At 62.6% G+C, this 21,328-nt stretch carries 16 protein-coding genes; 6 read left to right on the top strand and 10 right to left on the bottom strand.

Annotation, left to right across the window (positions count from 1 at the left end; all coding sequences use genetic code 11):
- Nucleotides 1-62 precede the first annotated feature (62 nt).
- The 4 genes from CXQ80_RS25370 to CXQ80_RS16365 all read right to left on the bottom strand — a co-directional run bounded on the left by CXQ80_RS25370 (nucleotide 63) and on the right by CXQ80_RS16365 (nucleotide 2,777).
- The gene (locus CXQ80_RS25370) at nucleotides 63-140 is read right to left on the bottom strand and encodes a hypothetical protein (RefSeq protein ID WP_371918940.1); all 78 of its coding nucleotides are present in this window, start codon (nucleotides 138-140) and stop codon (nucleotides 63-65) included.
- A gap of 132 nt (nucleotides 141-272) precedes the next feature.
- Nucleotides 273-1,349, bottom strand: coding sequence for a VWA domain-containing protein (locus tag CXQ80_RS16375; RefSeq protein ID WP_101321354.1), 1,077 nt, complete (start codon nucleotides 1,347-1,349; stop codon nucleotides 273-275).
- Nucleotides 1,342-1,836, bottom strand: a complete 495-nt coding sequence (locus tag CXQ80_RS16370; RefSeq protein ID WP_101321352.1) for a DUF4381 domain-containing protein — start codon at nucleotides 1,834-1,836, stop codon at nucleotides 1,342-1,344. The genes CXQ80_RS16375 and CXQ80_RS16370 overlap by 8 nt, the downstream gene beginning before the upstream one ends.
- Nucleotides 1,833-2,777 carry a DUF58 domain-containing protein gene (locus tag CXQ80_RS16365; RefSeq protein ID WP_101321350.1) on the bottom strand — a complete coding sequence of 315 codons (945 nt, stop codon included), beginning with the start codon at nucleotides 2,775-2,777 and terminating at the stop codon, nucleotides 1,833-1,835. Before CXQ80_RS16365 ends, CXQ80_RS16370 begins: the two co-directional genes overlap by 4 nt.
- 298 nt (nucleotides 2,778-3,075) lie before the next feature.
- On the opposite strand from CXQ80_RS16365, the gene CXQ80_RS16360 reads away from it, so the two are divergent.
- Nucleotides 3,076-4,365: a DUF2235 domain-containing protein gene (locus CXQ80_RS16360; protein ID WP_101321348.1), complete on the top strand. Its 1,290-nt coding sequence runs from the start codon at nucleotides 3,076-3,078 to the stop codon at nucleotides 4,363-4,365.
- Nucleotides 4,366-4,371: 6 nt separating this feature from the next.
- Here CXQ80_RS16360 and CXQ80_RS16355 read toward each other — a convergent pair whose 3' ends face one another.
- The 5 genes from CXQ80_RS16355 to CXQ80_RS16335 all read right to left on the bottom strand — a co-directional run bounded on the left by CXQ80_RS16355 (nucleotide 4,372) and on the right by CXQ80_RS16335 (nucleotide 9,338).
- Nucleotides 4,372-5,331, bottom strand: a complete 960-nt coding sequence (locus CXQ80_RS16355; protein ID WP_101321346.1) for a MoxR family ATPase — start codon at nucleotides 5,329-5,331, stop codon at nucleotides 4,372-4,374.
- Nucleotides 5,332-5,525: 194 nt separating this feature from the next.
- Nucleotides 5,526-6,854, bottom strand: coding sequence for an MFS transporter (locus tag CXQ80_RS16350; protein WP_101321344.1), 1,329 nt, complete (start codon nucleotides 6,852-6,854; stop codon nucleotides 5,526-5,528).
- Nucleotides 6,855-6,892: 38 nt separating this feature from the next.
- Nucleotides 6,893-8,086, bottom strand: coding sequence for an L-2-hydroxyglutarate oxidase (gene lhgO, locus CXQ80_RS16345; RefSeq protein WP_101321341.1), 1,194 nt, complete (start codon nucleotides 8,084-8,086; stop codon nucleotides 6,893-6,895).
- Nucleotides 8,087-8,191: 105 nt separating this feature from the next.
- Nucleotides 8,192-8,902 carry a FadR/GntR family transcriptional regulator gene (locus CXQ80_RS16340; protein WP_101321339.1) on the bottom strand — a complete coding sequence of 237 codons (711 nt, stop codon included), beginning with the start codon at nucleotides 8,900-8,902 and terminating at the stop codon, nucleotides 8,192-8,194.
- An 82-nt stretch (nucleotides 8,903-8,984) separates the two neighbouring features.
- The gene (locus CXQ80_RS16335; protein WP_101321337.1) at nucleotides 8,985-9,338 is read right to left on the bottom strand and encodes a hypothetical protein; all 354 of its coding nucleotides are present in this window, start codon (nucleotides 9,336-9,338) and stop codon (nucleotides 8,985-8,987) included.
- A 326-nt stretch (nucleotides 9,339-9,664) separates the two neighbouring features.
- Between CXQ80_RS16335 and CXQ80_RS16330 the strand changes: the two genes are divergently transcribed.
- Complete coding sequence (locus CXQ80_RS16330) at nucleotides 9,665-14,530, top strand: NAD-glutamate dehydrogenase (RefSeq protein WP_101321335.1); 4,866 nt, start codon at nucleotides 9,665-9,667, stop codon at nucleotides 14,528-14,530.
- Between the two features lie 701 nt (nucleotides 14,531-15,231).
- On the opposite strand, the gene CXQ80_RS16325 is transcribed toward CXQ80_RS16330, so the two are convergent.
- Nucleotides 15,232-16,050, bottom strand: coding sequence for a pyruvate, water dikinase regulatory protein (locus CXQ80_RS16325; RefSeq protein ID WP_101321333.1), 819 nt, complete (start codon nucleotides 16,048-16,050; stop codon nucleotides 15,232-15,234).
- A gap of 176 nt (nucleotides 16,051-16,226) precedes the next feature.
- On the opposite strand from CXQ80_RS16325, the gene ppsA reads away from it, so the two are divergent.
- The 4 genes from ppsA (at nucleotide 16,227) to CXQ80_RS16305 (ending at nucleotide 21,280) form a co-directional block, all read left to right on the top strand.
- Entirely contained in the window at nucleotides 16,227-18,602 is a 2,376-nt protein-coding gene (gene ppsA / locus CXQ80_RS16320) for a phosphoenolpyruvate synthase (RefSeq protein ID WP_101321331.1), read from the top strand.
- Nucleotides 18,603-18,698: 96 nt separating this feature from the next.
- Nucleotides 18,699-19,718, top strand: a complete 1,020-nt coding sequence (locus tag CXQ80_RS16315) for an alpha/beta fold hydrolase (RefSeq protein ID WP_101321329.1) — start codon at nucleotides 18,699-18,701, stop codon at nucleotides 19,716-19,718.
- 47 nt (nucleotides 19,719-19,765) lie between these two features.
- A complete protein-coding gene (gene rraA, locus CXQ80_RS16310) occupies nucleotides 19,766-20,257 on the top strand; it encodes a ribonuclease E activity regulator RraA (protein WP_101321327.1) in 492 nt (163 codons plus the stop codon).
- Between the two features lie 27 nt (nucleotides 20,258-20,284).
- Entirely contained in the window at nucleotides 20,285-21,280 is a 996-nt protein-coding gene (locus tag CXQ80_RS16305; protein WP_101321325.1) for a CorA family divalent cation transporter, read from the top strand.
- Nucleotides 21,281-21,328: the final 48 nt, after the last annotated feature.

Here is a 21,328-nt window from a genome sequence, read left to right as displayed (position 1 = left end):
GGCCGGGCGCTGGCGGGTTTCCTCGACGCGTTGCCAGCTGCTGCCGAGCAGGGCCAGTACGATCAGTAGCCAGGCGCCGCCGAGGGCGATCCATGGCAGTTTGCTGTTGCTGCCACTGCCGCCACCGAGCAATACCGCATGAAACTGCGCCGGCAGAATCATCTGCCAGCGGCCCGCGCGCTTGCGCCGATGCCACAGCTTGAACAGCAGCCAGACGAGCAGCGGCACGGCCAGCAACCACAGCGGGCGCAGCCATTGGGGCCACAGATCGATCATCGCCGCCTCCGCAGGCGCAGACGCTTGAGGCGCTGGCGCCATTCCGGGTGCGGTTGCAGAAAACGTGGCCGGCGCAGGGCGCGCTGCAGCAGGTTGTCTGGCCATAGCGTGGTAATCACCAACAACACGCTGAGCAGCAGCACCAGAGCCAGCGGCCAGGCGTAGAGTTCTTTCGCGGTGCGGGTCTGGGTCGGTTGCTGAGCGACCGGTTCAAGCTGATCGAGGCTGTCGCCGATGGCATCCAGCTCAGCACCATCATGGGCGCGGAAGTATTTGCCGTGGGTGATGTCGGCGATTTCGCGCAGCGACGCTTCGTCCAGGTCCAGGCTTGGGTTGAGACCGAGTAAACCGGGGGTGCCGCTGGCTTCGGGGTTGGCACCAATGCCGATGGTATAGATGCGCACGTTCTCCTGGGCCGCCAGGCGGGCTGCGGTCAGCGGATGAATCTGCCCGCCGTTGTTGGCGCCGTCGGTGATCAGCACCAGCACCCGGCTCTGCGCCGGGCGTTGGCGCAGGCGCTTGACGGCCAGGCCAATGGCGTCGCCGATGGCGGTATTTTTGCCAGCGATGCCGATCTGCGCTTCGTCGAGGAAGGTGCGCACGGTACGTCGGTCGAAGGTCAGCGGCGCTTGCAGGTAGGCCTCGCTGCCGAACAGGATCAAGCCGACCCGGTCGCCCTGGCGATCCTGGAGAAAGTCGCCCATCAGCGCCTTGACCAGGTCCAGCCGGCTGATTTCGTCGTTCTGCCACTGCATGTCGGGGAAGTCCATCGAGCCGGACACATCAACGGCCACCAGCAGGTCGCGACCGCTGGCTTCCACCGGTACCGGTTCGCCCAGCCACTGCGGGCGCGCCGCTGCCAACAGCAGCAGCAGCCAGATCAGCACGAACGGCGCCTGCTGGCGCCAGGTGGGCAGATTGAGACGGGCACGGCGCCCGGCCAGGCCTTCGAGTTCGTTCATGAAGCCGACCTTGAGCACCGGCTCGCCGCTGTCGGCAGCCGGCAGCACCAGCCGTGCCAGCCAAGGCAGCGGCAGCAGCACGAAGATCCACGGCCAGGCCAGTTCAAACATGCTTGCGAATCCAGATTTCGACCGCCTGGCTGAGGCCGACGATGGCTTTGTCGTCGAGCTTGCACTCGGGCTTGTAGGTGCCTTCGACCAGCACCATCCAGCGGGTCAAGCCTGCCGCCGGGCAGCGGTTGTCGAGAAACGCCAGCCACTGCCGGCCACTCAGGGTATGGCTGTTGGCGCCCGGATAATGGTTGCGGCACAGGCGTTTGAGCAGCGCGTTGATCTGCTGCAGCCAGGCACCGGCCGGCGCGCCGTCGTAGGGGCGCGGCAGGCGCGCGAGTTCGGCCAGGGCTGCTTCGCGGACCGGGTCAAGCGGCAGTTCGGCGCGCACCACGCGGCGTTTGCCCGGGCGCCAGTGGCGCTGTCGCCACAGGCCCCAGGCGAGCACCGGTAGCAGTGCCAGCAGCAGCCACCAGCCGGGCGCCGGCGGCCACAGGCTGATCGCCGGCGGCGCCAGCAACGGCTGCAGCTCGTCCAGCGGGTTCACTTGCGGTGCCCCGGGCGCTGCGCGTTGAGGTATTCACGCAGTTGCTCGACCATCTCGCTCTGGGTGCTCAGCGGCATCAGCACCACACGCAGTTTCTGCGCCAGCAGCTCCCAGCGCTCGATCCGCGCTTCAGCTTGCTGGCGGTAGGCCTGGCGCAGATTGCCGTCGAGGGTATCCAGCTCCAACTGCGCGCCGCGTTGGCCGAAGCGCAGCAGGCCGGCGGCAGGCAGGGCATGATCGAGTGGGTCGGAAACCGGCATCAGCAGCACATCGCAATGGCGTGAGAGCATCGACAGATGCTGCTCGATGCCTTCGCTGAGGGCGCGCTCATCGCAGATGACGATGGCCAGGCTGCCTGGGCGCAGGACTTCGCGCGCCCGGCGCAGGGCCAGCGACAGGCTGTCGGCCTGAGGCACGGCCTCGGGGTGCAGTGACTGATTGACCTTGGCCAGGCGGTTGAGCAGCTGCAACAGGCTTTGCTTGCTGCGCCTTGGCTTGACTTCATAGTGCTCGTTATCGCCGAACACCAGCCCGCCGATGCGGTCGTTGTGGCCCAGTGCCGCCCAACCGAACAGCGCAGCCGCCTGAGCCGCCAGCACCGATTTGAAGGTCAGCCCGGAGCTGAAGAACAGGCGCTGGCTCTGCTCGACCATGATGAAGATCGGCCGCTCGCGCTCTTCATGGAACAGCTTGGTGTGCGGCTCCTGGGTGCGCGCGGTCACCCGCCAGTCGATGTTGCGCACGTCGTCGCCGGCCTGGTAGACCCGCACCTGGTCGAAATCGACCCCACGCCCGCGCAGCTTCGACAGGTGCAGGCCCACCAGCGGGCTGCGCTGGCCGGGCCGCGAGAACAGCTGAATCTCGCGCACGCGGTGGCGCATGTCGATCAGCTCGCTGAGACTGGTGCGGATACCGGGTTCGGCCAATTGTGCGGTGGGCATGGGCGTCAGGCGACCGCGAAGCCGCGCAGGTCTTGCCGCGCTATGCGTGCGTCAGGATGGTGCATGGTTGACGGTTCCTGGGTAGGGAGCGCATCGGCCAGGGGGCGAGCTGCGCAGAGCGCAATACTTTAAAGCATCCGCAGCATTGCCGACCAACGTGAATGCTAAAAAACTGACTGCAACTGCGGCGTATGGCCTTCGTCTGCACCACTGATCACACAGTACTCACAGATTTGCCTGATGCTCGCGTGCAGGCTGTGTGCCGTTCAATGGTGCCCTTGATCACGGAGGTTCAACCATGGCAACGCAATATGAGCCAACCACGCTGCGTATCGGCGTGTTTTTCGATGGCACAGGCAACAACCGCAGCAACGCCGTCAAAGGGGACGAGCCTGTGCCCGAGCAGGCAACGGGTAGCTACGCGAGTGCACTCTCCAATATAGCCTTGTTGTATGACGCCTACCCGGTCGCGCGAGGATTTCTGAGCCTGTATGTTGAAGGGCCAGGAACCCTCCAGGGCAAACCGGATTCCGACATTGGCTGGTATACCGGTACCGGCGAAACCGGGGTTCATCAACGCCTCGGGCAAGCTGCCTTGGCCCTGGCCGCGCAGTTGCAGGCCTGGCGACAGAGCCATCCCTCGGTGCAGCTTCAGGCGCTGAAATTTGACCTGTTTGGTTTCAGTCGCGGTGCGGCTGGCGCAAGAGCGTTTGCCAATGACCTGAGCAAAGGCACTCAAAGCCTGCTTGCGCAAGCCTGCGATTTCTCACCATGCCTGGGATGGGAGCAGGGCGTCGCTATCGAGTTCATAGGTCTATTCGACACCGTCGGGGCCATCGTCGAGCCGCTGAAGTTCAATTTCACTCCGACCAATGGCGACTACGGACAGTTGCATCTGGCCCTGGCGCCGGGCGTCGCCGGCAAGGTAATACAGTTGGTAGCGGCTGACGAGCATCGCTACAACTATCCGCTGGTCGCGACCGGCAACGACCTGCGTTTGCCCGGTGCCCATGCCGATCTTGGCGGCGGCTATCTGCAACTGAGCCGTGAAAAAATCGACCTGTCTCGTGTGCAAACGAGTGATTTGAGTGAGGGTGCCGATCCGCTCAACAGCGAGGCTTACGCTGCGGCGCTCGCGCTGGCTGCAGACTACACCGATGTACCTGGGCTCACGCCGCAAGTGCGGGTGTGGGAAGCGCGGGCAGGCTTGCTTGGACAGCGCAAGACCGTGAATGCCGTGCTGCATCGTGAGCGCGAGGTTCACGGTCATTTGTCGCGAGTCTATCTGAGGATCATGCATGCCCTTGCGGTCGACTCGCAGGTGCCGATGCAGCCGCTGTCGGCGCCCTCGCCAGGTTGGGAGCTGCCTCAGGATTTGCTGGTTATCGCTGGCAAACTGGAAGATTTCGCCCTGGGCCGCTCGTCGGAGATTGGCCTGACCGAGACAGAGCGACACTTGCTGTACCGCAAATACGTGCACACCACGGCGAATTGGGAGGCATTCACTGCCTGCGGGTTTCTGCCAGACGATCTGGTCTATCTCAACCGCCCGGCTGATGAGGGGCGGTTGGTAGAGCCAAGCGTCTGATCGGCCTCAGGCAACGGCAACCACATCAAGGATGCGCTGGACCACGCGGTCCTGATCGACCCCGGCCGCTTCCGCCTCGAACGACAGGATCACCCGGTGGCGCAGCACGTCGAACAGCACCGCCTGGATATCCTCGGGGCTGACGAAGTCGCGCCCGGCCAGCCAGGCGTGCGCACGGGCGCAACGGTCAAGCGCGATAGATCCACGCGGGCTGGCGCCGTAGGCGATCCAGTCAGCCAGGTCGCTGTCGAACTTGGCCGGGGTGCGCGTGGCCATCACCAGTTGCACCAGGTATTCCTCCACTGCATCGGCCATGTACAGGCCGAGGATTTCCTTGCGCGCAGCAAAAATCGCCTGCTGGCTGACCCGCCGCTCGGGCTTGGTCTCGCCATTGAGCGCCTCGCCGCGGGCCTGCTGCAGAATGCGCCGTTCGACTGCCGCGTCGGGGAAGCCCATCTTGACATGCATCAGGAAGCGGTCGAGCTGAGCTTCGGGCAGCGGGTAGGTGCCTTCCTGCTCGATCGGGTTCTGCGTGGCCATCACCAGAAACAGCGGCGACAGGTCGTAGGTGCTGCGGCCGACACTGACCTGGCGCTCGGCCATGGCCTCGAGCAGTGCTGACTGAACCTTGGCCGGCGCGCGGTTGATCTCGTCGGCCAGCACCAGGTTGTGGAAGATCGGCCCCTGCTGGAAGACAAAGCTGCCGGTTTCCGGGCGGTAGATTTCGGTGCCGGTGATGTCGGCCGGGAGCAGGTCGGGGGTGAACTGGATGCGGTGGAACTGCGCCTCGACGCCCTCGGCCAGCTCCTTGATCGCCTTGGTCTTGGCCAGCCCCGGGGCGCCTTCGACCAGCATGTGGCCATCGGCAAGGAGGACGATCAGCAGGCGTTCGACCAGTTTTTCCTGGCCCAGAATCTGGGAGGAAAGAAAGGTGCGTAGCGCGTTCAGCGCTTCACGGTGTTCCATCGGCGACGGTTCCTGGAGAGGGGCCGGGGAGTTGCCAGCAGGCAGTCCGGGCAGGGCCTGCTACTTTAATCCATCCGGGGTGGTGACGACCAATGGCAGAGGCGAAATTTATCGCTGGCACAGGCTGTTGGGCGTCACGGACCACTGCCCTGTTTGCGGTGAGGTCGCAACAGGGCGGTGGCGCTGGGCGGCCGTCAGTTTTTCGAGCTGGAGTGCTTGCGGCCTTGATCAAAGAACGCAAACACCACAACCAATATCCCGGCAATGGTCAGCATCAGCGCGACGCCGTCGGTGGAATGCGTCGCCGAGCTGGCCACCAGGGCCAGCCCGCCCAACGGCGCCAGGCCGCCGGCCACGGCAGTACCGACTTCGCGGCCCGTGCCAAACCCGGATGAGCGGGTCTGGGTCGGGAACTGGCGGCTGAGGAACGAGCCCTGCGGGGCAAACATCATCGGTGCCAGAATCCCGGTGCCGATCCCGATCGCCAGGTAGATCATGCTCGGCTCGCCGGTGCTCAGCAACTGCAGGAATGGGTAGGCGAACAGGGCAGACAGCACGCCACCCAGCATCAACACGGTCTTGCTGCTCCAACGGTCGCACAGCCAACCGAAGAACGGCACGGCAAAGATCGCAACCAGGCTGGCGATGGTCACCGACAGCGACGTGACGTGCGCCTCTACACCTTTGAACTGGGTCAGGTAGGCCAGCGAAAATGTCTTGAAGATGTAGCTCAGGGCGTTGTAGCCGATGGCGACGAAGAACACCACGGCGAGGCCTTTCAGGTCATTTTTGAACAGCAGTTTCAGCGGTGATATCTGCGGCTTGGCGTCGGAGCGATCGAGTTCCTTGAAGTCTGGGGTTTCCGGAATGCTCTTGCGCACCCACAGGCCCACTGCCACCAGCACGATGCTGGCAATGAACGGAATGCGCCAGCCACCGGCGAGCAGGAAGTCATTGCCATTCATGGTCAGCAGGTAGACGGTCAGCGACGACAGCAGCAGGCCCAGATTCAAGCCCAATGCCGGCCAGGCGCCTTGGCTGCCGCGCTTGCCTTCGCTGGCATGTTCATAGGAGGTAACGGCCGCCCCCGACAGCTCTGCGCCCGCACCCAGGCCTTGAATGATCCGGATCACCACCAGCAGGATCGGCGCCCACACGCCGATCGTTGCATAGCTTGGAATCAAGCCGATCAGCGCGGTGCATACGCCCATCATGCAAAAGGTGATCACCAGTACGTGTTTGCGTCCGAACCGGTCGCCCAGGTAGCCGAACAGGACGCCGCCGAAGGGCCGGGCGATGAAGCCGATGGCGAATGTCGAGAACGCCAGCAGCGATGCTACGGCAGGGTTGCTGGCGTCGAAGAAGATCTTCGAGAAGACGATCGCGGCCATGGTGGCGTACAGGTAAAAGTCGTACCACTCCAGCATCGAGCCGAAAATGGTCGCCGCGGCCACTTTGCGCAGGCGTTTGCGTGTCTGTTCTGGCGTTTCACTTGCGGTCACTGCTGCTTGATGTACCGACATCTGATGGTCCTTATTGTCTTTGTAGTTAGGGGTGCAGCTCAGCGGGCGTTGAGGATCTTTTCGGCGATCATCTGACCGATCGGGATGGCCGAGGTGGCAGCGGGCGAGGGCGCATTGCAGACATGCACCATGCGCGGTGTCTCGGCGAACAGAAAGTCATGTACCAGGCTGCCGTCACGCATCACCGCCTGGGCACGGATGCCAGCTTCGTAGGGCAGCAGGTCGTCGACCTCGAGCGACGGGCAGTACTTGCGGCACTGCTGCAGATAGCCGCGTTTGAACAACGAGTTCTTCATCTCGGCGGTACCCGAGCCGAGGTTGTTCCAGAGGGTTTTCCAGAAGCCCGGGAAACGCGCGAATTCGCCGATATCGGCCCAGTTGCGGGCGAACTTGCGGTAATCCTCGCGGGCAAAGCCGAGTACCGCGTTGGGTCCGACGGTTACACTGCCGTCGATCATGCGGGTCAGGTGGACCCCCAGAAACGGCAGTTGCGGATCCGGAATCGGGTAGATCAGGTGGTTGACGATCTGGCTTTTGCTCGCAGGCAAGCGGTAGTACTCGCCACGGAACGGGATGATCTGGTGATCGATGCGCACGCCGGCCAGGCGTGCCAGGCGGTCGGACTGCAAACCAGCGCAGGCCACCAACTGGCGCGCCTGCCAGCGGTGCTCGTCGCTGCATACCTCGACATGCTCGGAGTATTCCTTGATCGAGCGGACGCTGGTCGACAGGCGCAGCTCGCCGCCAGCGCGTTCGATTACCTTGGCCATTGCCTGGCACACCTGGCGGTAATCGACGATCCCGGTGGCATCGACGAACAGCGCGCCCAGCCCTGCGATGTTGGGTTCGCGGCGGTTGAGCTCAGCGGCGTCGAGCTGCTCGACCTTCAACCCGTTTTCCTGCGAGCGCTGATACAGCGCCTGCATGCGCTGCATCTCCAGTTCGTTGGAGGCAACCAGCAGTTTGCCGCAGACCTGGAAATGGATGCCGTGTTCGCTGCAGAAGTCTTTGGTCGCTTGCGCGCCGCGTTTGCACAGCTCGGCCTTGAGGCTGCCGGGCGCGTAGTAAATCCCGGCATGGATCACGCCGCTGTTGTGGCCTGTCTGGTGGCGGCCGAGGCTGGCCTCTTTTTCCACGATCAGCAACGAAGCGCCGGGGCGCTGCTCGAGCAGTGCCATCGCTGTGGCCAGGCCGACGATGCCGCCGCCGATGATCAAGTAGTCGTAAGTCATGCAGGGTACCTTGGCATTCTTGTCAGTGGATCTGCTTATCAGGTTGTCAGACTAAGTGGTGCGTTAAAAACCCTGCCTTGATTGGGCAGGGTCGGTTTGCTCGGTTCAGTTCAGTTCAGGAAGCTCAATTTCCAGGCGTTTGGCCGAGGCCCGCAGATGCGCTTCGGCGCAGCTCGCAGCGGCGTGACGGTCGCCATCGGCGATGGCCTGGTACAACGCCTGATGTTCCCGGTTGGCGTCTGCCGGGCCGCCTACCGCAGGCGACGCCGAGTTTTCCCAGGCACGCTGCCGCGCGGCGGCCAACTGGCTGCCGAGAAAGTCATGAAAGGCGACAAAGTAGTCGTTCTTGCTCGCCTCGGCGATGGCCCGGTGAAAGGCCACGTCGGCGGCCGCGGCGGCGGCCAGGTCATTGCGCGGGTCGAGCATCTGCTCCAGCGCTGCAGCGATGTTGCTCAGGTCGCCGGCATCGCGGCGACGGGCAGCGATGGCGGCCGCTTGGGTTTCAATCCACAGGCGCATTTCGAACATCTGCACCAGATCAGGCTTGCGCCCGTTGCTGCCGGGGAAGCGAAACACCGTGCCATGGGGCGTCTGCGAGATATACGAGCCCAGGCCACGACGGGCGATCAGCACCCCGTCGGCCTTGAGCTGAGCCACTGCCTCGCGCACCACCGAGCGGCTGACGTTGAGTTGCTCGGCCAGTTGCTGTTCGGTGGGCAGGCGTGCTTCGGCAGCCAGGCGGCCGCTGTCGATTTCCGCACGGATGGCGCCGACAACCCTTTCTACCAGAGTATCTGGGCGCTGTAGCTCTAACATGGACGGAGTGCCTATTGATCAGGTTGTCTGACAATGCCCGCTATCCGCTGTGTCTGTCAATTATTTCCCCAGTTCAGCCAGATTACAGCTCGCTGACGTAAGTGCCGGTGCCGTTCAGAATGATCCGTAAAGTCTCGTCGATCTCGGCCAGGTCATTGCCGTCACTGGTCAATACGATCTCCAGGGTCTCATCGCCCTTGAGGGCGTCGGTGTCACCGGCGGCAACTTCCAGCAGCAGGCGCTTGGCGCTGAAGGTGATTTTGATGCCGTCCAGGGTCGACGGCTCATCGTCCAGGGTCAGGTCGACGGTGTCTTCGTCCGGGTAGCGGGTCAGCAGGAACATCTGGCCCTGGTCGCTGTGGCAGCACAGGGTCGCCATGTTGTCTTCTTCATCATCGCAAGGGGTGGCGAACAGCAGGGGGGTGGTCAGTTGCATGGTCGGCTCGAATTGACGAAATGAAATGGAATTCTGCCAGTCTTGGGCCGTTCCATAAACGAATGTTACCGGGCATTGACCGAATATGTCGCAGCGCTGCAAGCCGCGGTGACCGCTCAGTCGTTAAGCTGCGCAGTCGATGGGTCCCCGTAAAGGCACAGCCACAGGCAGTCGCTTTTGCAGGTACCCAACAGATGAGCGTGGCAAACACGCTCAGCGCCTGGTTTCATCGGCCTGTTTTGCCCCGGGTTGCTATTGTTGATCCCAGGCAACACGCACATGCACGACGCTTCACTACAAAACAAAGCCCAAGCGGAGTACCACAGATGGCGTTTTTCACCGCAGCCAGCAAAGCCGACTTCCAGCACCAACTGCAAGCGGCCCTGGCGCAGCACATCAGCGAACAGTCACTGCCACAAGTGGCACTGTTCGCCGAACAGTTCTTCGGCATCATCTCTCTGGACGAACTTACCCAGCGGCGGCTTTCCGACCTGGCTGGCTGCACCCTGTCTGCCTGGCGCATCATCGAGCGCTTCGACCCTGAAACCCCGCTGGTGCGGGTGTACAACCCCGACTACGAGCGCAATGGCTGGCAGTCGACCCACAGTGTGGTCGAAGTCCTGCACCATGACCTGCCGTTCCTGGTCGACTCGGTACGCACCGAGCTGAACCGCCGCGGCTACAGCATCCACACCCTGCAGACCACCGTGCTCAGCGTGCGCCGCGGCGCCAAGGGCGAACTGCTCGAGCTGCTGCCCAAAGGCACCCACGGTGACGGCGTTCAACATGAATCGCTGATGTACCTGGAAATCGACCGTTGTGCCAACGCAGCCGAACTGAGCTCGCTGGCCCGGGAAATCGAACAGGTCCTGGCTGAAGTGCGCGTTGCGGTTGCCGACTTCGAACCGATGAAAGCCAAGCTGCGCGAAGTGGCGGCGCTGGTCGAGCAGACCCCGTACCCGCAAGCCCAGCACGAGAAGGCCGAGGTCAAGGCGTTCCTCGAATGGTTGCTGGACAACCACTTCACCTTCCTCGGCTATGAAGAATTCACCGTCGAGGGCGGCGCCGATGGCGGCCGCATGAACTACGACGAGCAGTCCTTCCTCGGCCTGCCACGTCGCCTGCGCATCGGCCTGACCGCCGAAGAGCTGCGCATCGAAGACTACGCTGTGGCCTACCTCAACGAGCCGCTGCTGCTGTCCTTCGCCAAGGCTGCACTGCCGAGCCGTGTGCACCGCCCGGCCTACCCGGACTATGTGTCGATCCGCCAGCTGGATGCCGACGGCAAGGTCATCAAGGAATGCCGCTTCATGGGCCTGTACACCTCGTCGGTGTATGGCGAGAGCGTGCATGCCATTCCGTACATCCGCGGCAAGGTAGCCGAAGTCGAGCGCCGCTCCGGCTTCGATGCCAAGGCCCACCTGGGCAAGGAATTGGCGCAGGTGCTCGAAGTGCTGCCGCGCGACGACCTGTTCCAGACCCCGATCGACGAGCTGTCCAGCACTGTCATGTCGATCGTGCAGATCCAGGAGCGCAACAAGATCCGCGTGTTCCTGCGCAAAGACCCTTACGGCCGCTTCTGCTACTGCCTGGCCTATGTACCGCGCGAGGTCTACTCGACCGAAGTGCGCCAGAAGATCCAGCAAGTGTTGATGGAGCGCCTGAAGGCCAGCGATTGCGAATTCTGGACGTTCTTCTCCGAGTCGGTACTGGCGCGCGTGCAACTGATTCTGCGGGTAGACCCGAAGAACCGCATCGACATCGACCCGCAGCAGCTGGAAAACGAAGTGATCCAGGCCTGCCGTTCGTGGCAGGACGATTACTCCGCACTGGTCGTGGAAAACTTCGGCGAAGCTCAGGGCACCAATATCCTGGCGGACTTCCCCAAGGGTTTCCCGGCGGGCTACCGCGAGCGCTTTGGCGCCCATTCGGCGGTCGTCGACCTGCAACATGTGCTGGCCCTGAACGAAGCCAAGCCGCTGGCGATGAGCTTCTATCAGCCCCTGGGCCAGTACGGCGAGCGTCTGCTGCATTGCAAGCTGTACCACGCCGATACCCCGCTGGCGCTGTCGGACGTGCTGCCGATCCTGGAGAACCTTGGCCTGCGTGTGCTGGGTGAGTTCCCGTACCGCCTGCGCCACGCCAATGGCCGCGAGTACTGGATCCACGACTTTGCCTTCACCTACAGCGAAGGCCTGAGCCTGGATATCCAGCAGCTCAACGACACTCTGCAGGATGCCTTCATCCATATCGTCAAGGGCGACGCCGAAAACGACGCCTTCAACCGCCTGGTACTGACCGCCGGCCTGCCATGGCGTGATGTGGCGCTGCTGCGCGCTTACGCCCGCTACATGAAGCAGATTCGTCTGGGCTTCGATCTGGGCTACATCGCCAGCACCCTGAACAACCACACCGACATCGCGCGCGAGCTGACCCGGTTGTTCAAGACCCGCTTCTACCTGGCACGCAAGCTCACCCAGGATGATCTGGAAGACAAGCAGCTGCGTCTGGAACAGGCCATCAACAGCGCCCTGGATGACGTTCAGGTGCTCAACGAAGACCGCATCCTGCGTCGCTACCTGGACCTGATCAAAGCCACCCTGCGTACCAACTTCTATCAGCCGGACAGCAGCGGCCAGGCCAAGTCGTACTTCAGCTTCAAGTTCAACCCCAAGCTGATCCCCGAACTGCCCAAGCCGGTGCCCAAGTTCGAGATATTCGTCTACTCGCCGCGTGTCGAAGGCGTCCACCTGCGCTTCGGCAACGTCGCCCGTGGCGGCCTGCGCTGGTCGGACCGTGAAGAAGACTACCGCACCGAAGTGCTCGGCCTGGTCAAGGCGCAGCAGGTGAAGAACTCGGTGATCGTGCCGGTCGGCGCCAAGGGCGGGTTCCTGCCACGGCGCCTGCCGCTGGGCGGCAGCCGTGACGACATCGCCGCTGAAGGTATCGCCTGCTACCGCATCTTCATCTCGGGCCTGCTCGACATCACCGATAACCTCAAGGACGGCGGCGTCGTGCCACCGGCCAACGTGGTGCGGCATGACGATGACGACCCGTACCTGGTGGTGGCGGCCGACAAAGGCACCGCGACCTTCTCCGACATCGCCAACGGCATTGCCATCGACTACGGCTTCTGGCTCGGAGACGCGTTCGCCTCGGGCGGCTCGGCTGGTTACGACCACAAGAAGATGGGTATCACTGCCCGCGGCGCCTGGGTGGGCGTGCAGCGCCACTTCCGGGAGCGCGGCATCAACGTCCAGCAAGATTCGATCACGGTGGTCGGCGTCGGCGACATGGCCGGTGACGTCTTCGGTAACGGCTTGCTGATGTCCGACAAGCTGCAGCTGGTGGCTGCCTTCAACCACCTGCACATCTTCATCGACCCTAATCCGGACCCGGCCAGCAGCTTCGCCGAGCGCCAGCGCTTGTTCGACCTGCCACGTTCGGCATGGACCGATTACGATACCAGCATCATGTCTGCAGGCGGCGGGATCTTCCCGCGTAGCGCCAAGAGCATCAGCATCAGCCCGCAGATGAAGGAACGCTTCGCCATCGAAGCCGACCGTCTGACGCCGACCGAGCTGCTGCACGCGCTGCTGCAGGCGCCGGTCGATCTGCTCTGGAACGGCGGTATCGGTACCTACGTCAAAGCCAGCAGCGAAAGCCACGCCGACGTCGGCGACAAGGCCAACGACGCCTTGCGCGTCAACGGCAACGAGTTGCGCTGCAAGGTAGTGGGCGAGGGCGGCAACCTGGGCATGACCCAGCTTGGCCGGGTCGAGTACGGCCTCAACGGCGGTGCGACCAACACTGACTTCATCGACAATGCCGGTGGCGTCGACTGCTCCGACCACGAAGTCAATATCAAGATCCTGCTCAACGAAGTGGTGCAGGGTGGCGACATGACCGAGAAGCAGCGCAACCAGCTGCTCGGCAGCATGACCGAAGAAGTTGGCGCGCTGGTATTGGGCAACAACTACAAGCAGACCCAGGCGCTGTCGCTGGCGGCCCGTCGCGTACGCGAGCGGATTGCCGAGTACAAGCGCCTGATGGCCGACCTTGAAGCGCGCGGCAAGCTCGATCGGGCGATCGAATTCCTGCCGTCCGAAGAGCAACTGGCCGAGCGTCTGGCCGCAGGCCAGGGCCTGACCCGGGCCGAGCTGTCGGTGCTGATTTCGTACAGCAAGATCGACCTCAAAGAGCAACTGCTGAAATCGCAGGTGCCGGATGACGACTATCTGACCCGCGACATGGAGACGGCCTTCCCGCCGTCACTGCTCAACCAGTTCGGCGAGGCCATGCGCCGTCACCGTCTGAAGCGCGAGATCGTCAGCACCCAGATCGCCAATGACCTGGTCAACAACATGGGCATCACCTTTGTCCAGCGGCTCAAGGAGTCGACTGGCATGAGCCCGGCCAACGTCGCCGGGGCCTATGTGATCGTGCGCGATATCTTCCATCTGCCGCATTGGTTCCGCCAGATCGAGGCGTTGGACTATCAGGTCCCGGCCGAGATTCAGCTGACCCTGATGGATGAGCTGATGCGTCTGGGCCGCCGCGCCACGCGCTGGTTCCTGCGTAGCCGTCGCAACGAGCAGGATGCAGGCCGTGATGTGGCGCACTTCGGGCCGAAGATCGCCCAGCTTGGGCTGAAACTGGACGAGCTGCTGGAGGGGCCGACCCGTGAGCGCTGGCAGGTGCGTTATCAGGGCTTCGTCGAGGCTGGTGTGCCCGAGTTGCTGGCGCGGATGGTTGCCGGGACCACGCATTTGTACACGCTGCTGCCGATCATCGAGGCTTCGGATGTGACCGGGCATGACCCGGCGCAGGTGGCCAAGGCGTTCTTCGCGGTGGGCAGTGCGTTGGATCTGACCTGGTACCTGCAGGAGATCAGCAACTTGCCGGTGGAGAACAACTGGCAGGCGCTGGCGCGTGAGGCGTTCCGTGACGATATCGACCTGCAGCAGCGGGCGATCACCATTTCTGTGCTGCAGATGGCCGATGCGCCGCAGGACATGGATGCGCGGGTGGCATTGTGGTCTGAGCAGCGGCGGGTGATGGTGGAGCGCTGGCGCGCGATGCTGGATGACCTGCGCAGTGCTTCGGGGCATGACTATGCGATGTATGCGGTCGCTAACCGGGAGTTGGTTGATTTGGCTATGAGTGGGCAGGCTGTGGTTGTGCCTTCCTGATAGCTGATTTGGTTGGTTTGTGAGTGAGAGACCCTGGTGCCTTTGGTGGTGCCGGGGTTTTTTGCTTTTATGGGTTTGGGGCTTATCCGGATTTTGTGGTGGGTTTGCGGGCCCCTTTCGCCCTTGCAGCGAGTCACTTTTTTGGCAAACACCCCAAAAAAGTCTCAAAAGCTGGGCCGCTGCGCGACCCTTCGCGGCGGTCCGGCGTCCCGGTGAACCCGCCCCCACAGGGTCAGCGTTGTTCATGAGTTGTGTAGCAAATTTGCTGGAGCGCCGTAGCGTCCAAAGGGATTAATGCTGACCTGAGACCCCGCAGCCCCCTGTGGGAGCGGGCTTGCCCGCGAAGGGCCGCAAAGCGGCCCTAGCTTTTGACTGTCGCTTTTGATCTGCGCCAGCGCAGCGAGGCGTGCTCTTGATCTATCCGCGACCTCAGGAGGCCGAACGCACGCATTGCGAAGGGAGGTGCCGGCCATGGATGGCCGGCAAGCGCTGCGGGCCAGGATGGCCCGTTCAGCGCGGTCCTTCCGGGAGCAATGCCGGAGTGAGGGAACCCCGGAGGGTAGGGCAGGGGCCGTATGTGGGAGCCTGGCCTTTTTGGTTACTTTTTGGGGCGTTTGCCAAAAAGTGACTCGCCGTAAGGGCGAAAGGGGCCAAAACTGCCACTAAATCAAACAGATAAGCCCACATCCAATAAAGCCAACCTACTTGAACCGCCGCTCAACCCCCTTCTCAACCAATATCTTCGCCGAAATCTCCTCAACCGAAAAATGCGTCGAATCAATGTTCGGAATATTCTCCCGGCGGAACAGATTCTCCACCTCACGCACCTCGAACTCACACTGCGCAAAGCTCGAATATCGGCTATTAGGCTTGCGCTCATGGCGAATAGCCGTCAACCGGTCCGGGTCAATGGTCAGGCCAAACAACTTGCTGTGATGCTTCTTCAGCACCGCCGGCAACTGCAGCCGCTCCATGTCATCCTCAGTCAACGGATAGTTCGCCGCACGAATCCCGAACTGCATCGCCATGTACAGACAGGTCGGCGTCTTGCCGCAGCGCGACACCCCCACCAGAATCAGGTCGGCTTTGTCGTAATAATGCGTGCGCGCACCATCATCGTTGTCCAGCGCAAAGTTCACCGCCTCGATCCGCTCCATATAGTTGGAGTTGCCGCCAATCGAGTGCGACTTGCCCACCGAATACGACGAATGCGCGGTCAGCTCCTGCTCCAAGGGCGACAGGAACGACGAAAAGATATCGATCATGAACCCGTTGGAAGTCGCCAGAATCTCGCGAATGTCCTGGTTGACGATGGTGTCGAAGATGATCGGCCGCATCCCGTCACGCTCCGCCGCTGCGTTGATCTGCAGCACCATCGTGCGCGCCTTTTCCGGGCTGTCGATGTACGGGCGGGTGAATTTATTGAACGGAATGCTCTCGAATTGTGCGAGCAGGCTTTGACCCAGGGTCTCGGCAGTGATGCCGGTGCCGTCGGAGATGAAAAACGCGGTTCGTTTCATTTGCACCCTAGGCCTTAAGCTGATGACGTTTCTTGGATATGATAAGTTCGCTTTGCCGAATGCGGCTTTTGGCATTCTCACTTATTTTCCAGGTCCCGGCCATAAGCGCCCGGCCCAGTCTGAACCGTCAGGCGGGCGCTCTGAGCTTTTCCAACACCGTTAGTGGAGAGATCACCTTGGTAGAGTACGTAGTTTCCCTCGATAAGCTCGGCGTCCATGATGTAGAGCATGTGGGGGGCAAGAACGCATCCCTCGGCGAGATGATCAGTAACCTCGCAGGTGCCGGCGTCTCGGTGCCGGGCGGCTTTGCCACTACGGCTCAGGCGTACCGTGACTTTCTCGAGCAGAGCGGGCTGAACGCGCAGATCCATGCCGCGCTCGACGCGCTGGACGTGGATGACGTCAACGCCCTGGCCAAGACCGGCGCGCAGATCCGTCAGTGGATCATGGAAGCCGAGTTCCCCGAGCGCCTGAATGCCGAAATCCGCGCTGCCTTCGCCGAAATGGCCCAGGGTAACGACAACATGGCCGTGGCCGTGCGCTCTTCGGCCACCGCAGAAGACCTGCCAGACGCCTCCTTTGCTGGCCAGCAAGAGACCTTCCTCAATATCCGTGGCGTTGAAAACGTGATCCGCGCGGCCAAGGAAGTATTCGCTTCGCTGTTCAACGATCGCGCCATTTCCTACCGCGTGCACCAGGGCTTTGACCACAAACTGGTCGCCCTGTCGGCTGGCGTGCAGCGCATGGTCCGTTCCGAAACCGGCACTGCCGGGGTGATGTTCACCCTCGATACCGAATCGGGTTTCCGCGACGTGGTGTTCATTACCGGCGCCTACGGCCTGGGCGAAACCGTGGTTCAGGGCGCGGTCAACCCTGACGAATTCTATGTCCACAAGCACACCCTGCAAGCCGGCCGCCCGGCGATCTTGCGCCGCAACCTGGGCAGCAAGGCGCTGAAGATGATCTACGGCGACGAAGCCAAGGCCGGTCGTTCGGTCAAGACCGTCGAAGTCGACCGTGCCGAACGTGCGCGCTTCTGCCTGAGCGATGACGAAGTCAACGAGCTGGCCAAGCAGGCCATGATCATCGAGCAGCATTACCAGCGGCCGATGGACATCGAGTGGGCCAAGGACGGTGACGACGGCAAGCTGTACATCGTTCAGGCCCGCCCAGAAACGGTAAAAAGCCGCGCCAGCGCCAATGTCATGGAGCGCTACCTGCTCAAAGAGAAGGGCACGGTACTGGTCGAAGGCCGCGCCATTGGCCAGCGCATCGGCGCCGGCAAGGTGCGGATCATCAACGACGTGTCGGAAATGGACCGCGTCCAGCCGGGCGACGTGCTGGTCTCGGACATGACCGACCCGGATTGGGAACCGGTCATGAAACGCGCCAGCGCCATCGTCACCAACCGTGGCGGGCGGACCTGCCACGCGGCGATCATCGCTCGTGAGCTGGGCATTCCGGCCGTAGTCGGTTGTGGCAACGCCACCCAGCTGCTCAAGGACGGCCAGGGTGTGACCGTGTCCTGCGCCGAGGGCGATACCGGCTTCATCTTCGAAGGTGAGCTGGGCTTCGACATCAAGCAGAATTCGGTCGATGCCATGCCCGACCTGCCGTTCAAGATCATGATGAACGTCGGCAACCCGGATCGCGCCTTTGATTTTGCCCAGTTGCCCAACGCTGGTGTCGGCCTGGCTCGTCTGGAGTTCATCATCAACCGCATGATCGGCGTGCACCCCAAGGCGCTGCTCAACTACGCCGGGTTGCCACCTGAGCTGAAGGACAGTGTAGACAAGCGTATCGCCGGTTATTCCGATCCGGTCGGCTTCTATGTCGAGAAACTGGTCGAAGGCATCAGCACCCTGGCTGCGGCGTTCTATCCGAAAAAGGTCATCGTGCGGCTGTCGGACTTCAAGTCCAACGAATACGCCAACCTGATCGGCGGCAAGCTGTACGAGCCGGAAGAAGAAAACCCGATGCTGGGCTTCCGCGGTGCTTCGCGCTACATCAGCGAGTCGTTCCGTGACTGCTTCGAGCTCGAGTGCCGTGCGCTCAAGCGCGTGCGCAACGAGATGGGCCTGACCAACGTCGAGATCATGGTACCGTTCGTGCGCACCCTGGGTGAGGCCAGCCAGGTTGTCGATTTGCTTGCCGAAAACGGCCTGGCTCGTGGCGACAACGGCCTGCGCGTGATCATGATGTGCGAGCTGCCGTCCAACGCGATTCTGGCTGAAGAGTTCCTCGAGTACTTCGACGGCTTCTCGATCGGCTCCAACGACCTGACTCAGCTTACCCTGGGCCTGGACCGCGATTCGGGTATCATCGCGCACCTGTTCGATGAGCGTAATCCTGCGGTGAAAAAGCTGCTGGCCAACGCCATCCAGGCCTGTAACAAGGCCGGCAAGTACATCGGCATCTGTGGCCAGGGCCCTTCCGACCACCCAGACCTGGCCAAGTGGCTGATGGAACAGGGGATCGAGAGCGTGTCGCTGAACCCGGATTCGGTACTCGAGACCTGGTTCTTCCTGGCCGAAGGTCAAGCCCCGGCCTGATCCAAGCACTGCGCAGGCACGTCCAACGTGCCTGCGCGCGTATTCTTCGGGGCGAGTTCCAGCGATGGTTCCCGCCCTTTTTCATACAAGTATTCTATGCAAAGCAGTAGCGCTCTCTTCCCCGTGGCCTTGCAAAGTGCCGAACGCCGCGGTGACCTCAGTGAAGACGTGTACCGGATCAAGGCTGGCAACAGCCCCGACCCCAGCGTCGAGCTGGCGGTCACGCGTCTTGGCCTTGCCGATCACGGCGGCGTTCATGGCATACCGGTGATTCTGCTGCACGGCAGCTTCTCCAATCGACGGTTCTGGTTTTCGCCCAAAGGCATCGGCTTGGGCGCGTTTCTGGCGAGGGCCGGTTTTGATGTGTGGATCCCGGAGATGCGCGGTCATGGCCTGTCACCGCGTAATCGCCAGTGGCGGCAAAACCGCGTAGCCGACTACGCGCGCTACGATCTGCCGGTGATTGCTGCATTTGTCCATGAACAAGCCGGCCGGGCTCCCCACTGGATCGGCCATTCGCTGGGCGGGACCACGCTTACGGCAGCGCTGGGTGGCGCTTACCTGCCATCTGAACAGGTGGCCAGCGTGGCCCTGTTTGGCACCCAGATCAGCCGCGTGTACTGGCCGTTGAAGGTGCCGACAGTGGAGTGGGGCGCGCGCTTGCTGCTCAAACGCTTTGCACATATTTCTGGCTCCCGGCTCAAGCGCGGGCCGGAAGACGAGCCGATCGGCCTGGCGCTGGAGAGCATGCGTTGGCATGGCCTGTTCGGGCGCTTCGGCGAGAAGGGCAAGGATTGGTGGGCAGGGCTGAGCGAGGTCGATGTGCCACTGCTGGCGGTGGCGGGCGCGGGTGATCTGCAGGACCCGGTGTGGGCCTGCCGCAAGCTGTTCGAGCAATACGGCGCCGAGCGCAAGCAGTTTCTTTGCCTGGGCCGGGAGCAGGGCTTCGATGCCTTTGGCCATGTCGACATGTTGGTAAGCAAGGCTGCGCAGATCCAGGTATGGCCGCTGATCGAAGGCTGGTTGCGTGATCCTGACGCGCCGGTACGTGGCGCCGAACTGGCGGCCAGCCTGACTGAGCAGTCGCAGATGACTGCACCACCTCGCGCGGTGTAGCCTTGGCCGGACTTTCCGCTTTCGTTGTGCCTGACAGGAGCCTTCCCATGCAGCATTACGTAACGCCCGATCTGTGCGACGCCAACCCAGACCTGGTCCAGGTGCTGGAACCGATGTTCAGCAACTTCGGTGGCCGCGACTCGTTCGGCGGCCAGATCGTGACCATCAAGTGTTTTGAAGACAACTCGCTGGTCAAGGCTCAAGCCGAGCTTGATGGCCGCGGCAAGGTGCTGGTGGTCGACGGTGGCGGCTCGCTGCGTTGCGCGCTGCTGGGCGACATGATTGCCGCCAAGGCTGCGCAAAACGGTTGGGAAGGCTTGGTCATCTATGGCTGCGTGCGCGATGTCGACGTGCTGGTGCAGACCAACGTCGGTGTGCAGGCGCTGGCCGCGCATCCGCTGAAGACCGACAAGCGTGGCCTTGGCGACCTCAACGTGGTGGTGACCTTCGCCGGCGTGACCTTCCGCCCGGGTGAATACGTTTACGCCGACAACAACGGCGTGATCGTTTCGCCGCAACCGCTGCAAATGCCCGAGTGATGCGCCGCGCGCGCTGATGGAGCTGGAATGTTCGAGGAAGACAACGCGCAGTGGGGGCTGGTGCATGCCCTGGTGCTCGATGGCAAAGGTGGCGCGCGTTCTATCGCTCGGACCGAACTGGATGACCTGCAGTTGCAGCCAGAGCAGAGCCTTTGGCTGCACTGGGACCGCAGCCATCCGCAGACCCGCAGCTGGTTGCTGCGCGAAAGCGGGCTGAGCGAGTTCAGCTGCGAGCTGCTGCTTGAAGAAAACACCCGACCACGGCTGTTGCCGTTGGCGGATGAGCAGTTGCTGCTGTTTTTGCGCGGGGTCAATCTCAATCCTGGTGCCGAGCCTGAAGATATGGTCTCGGTGCGCATATTTGCAGAGGCGCAACGGATCATCTCGCTGCGCTTGCGGCCACTGCGCGCCAGCGACGAAATCCTGCAGCTGCTGAGCGAGGGCAGGGGGCCCAAATCGGCCTCCGAGTTGCTCTTGCTGATGGGCGAACTGCTGACCGAAAAGGTCCAGGCGCTGGTCAGTGATCTGTCCGAACTGGTCGATTTCGAAGAAGAGAAGGTGGAATCCGACGAACGGTACACGCCAGAAGACGGTGTGCTGCAGCAGATTCGCCGCCGCGCTGCCGGCCTGCGCCGCTTCCTGGCGCCGCAACGGGAAATCTACGTACAGCTTGCAAGGCACAAGTGGAGCTGGTTCGCTGACGCCGATGCCGATTACTGGAACGAACTCAACAACAGCCTGATCCGCTACCTCGAGGAGCTGGAACTGACCCGCGAGCGCGCCGCACTGGTGCTCGAGAGCGAAGACCGGCGGCGCAGCGAGCGGATGAACCGGACCATGTTCCGCTTCGGCATCATCACCTGCATTTTCTTGCCGATGAGCTTTGTCACCGGCCTGCTGGGGATCAACGTCGGCGGCATTCCGGGCGCCGACAGCCCCTATGGATTCCTGTTCGCCAGCCTGCTGGTCCTGGCACTGGCGGCAGGGCAGTGGTGGTTGTTCCGCCGCCTGCGCTGGGTGTGATCCGGTGCATTTTGAAACATTCGCGTGCGGTGACGTTGTGACCCGTTG

The organism is Pseudomonas sp. 02C 26 (genome assembly GCF_002843585.1).
Lineage (GTDB): Bacteria > Pseudomonadota > Gammaproteobacteria > Pseudomonadales > Pseudomonadaceae > Aquipseudomonas > Aquipseudomonas shirazensis.
Note: the sequence above shows the minus strand (reverse complement) of the source record. Positions and strands in the feature narration are given on the sequence as shown.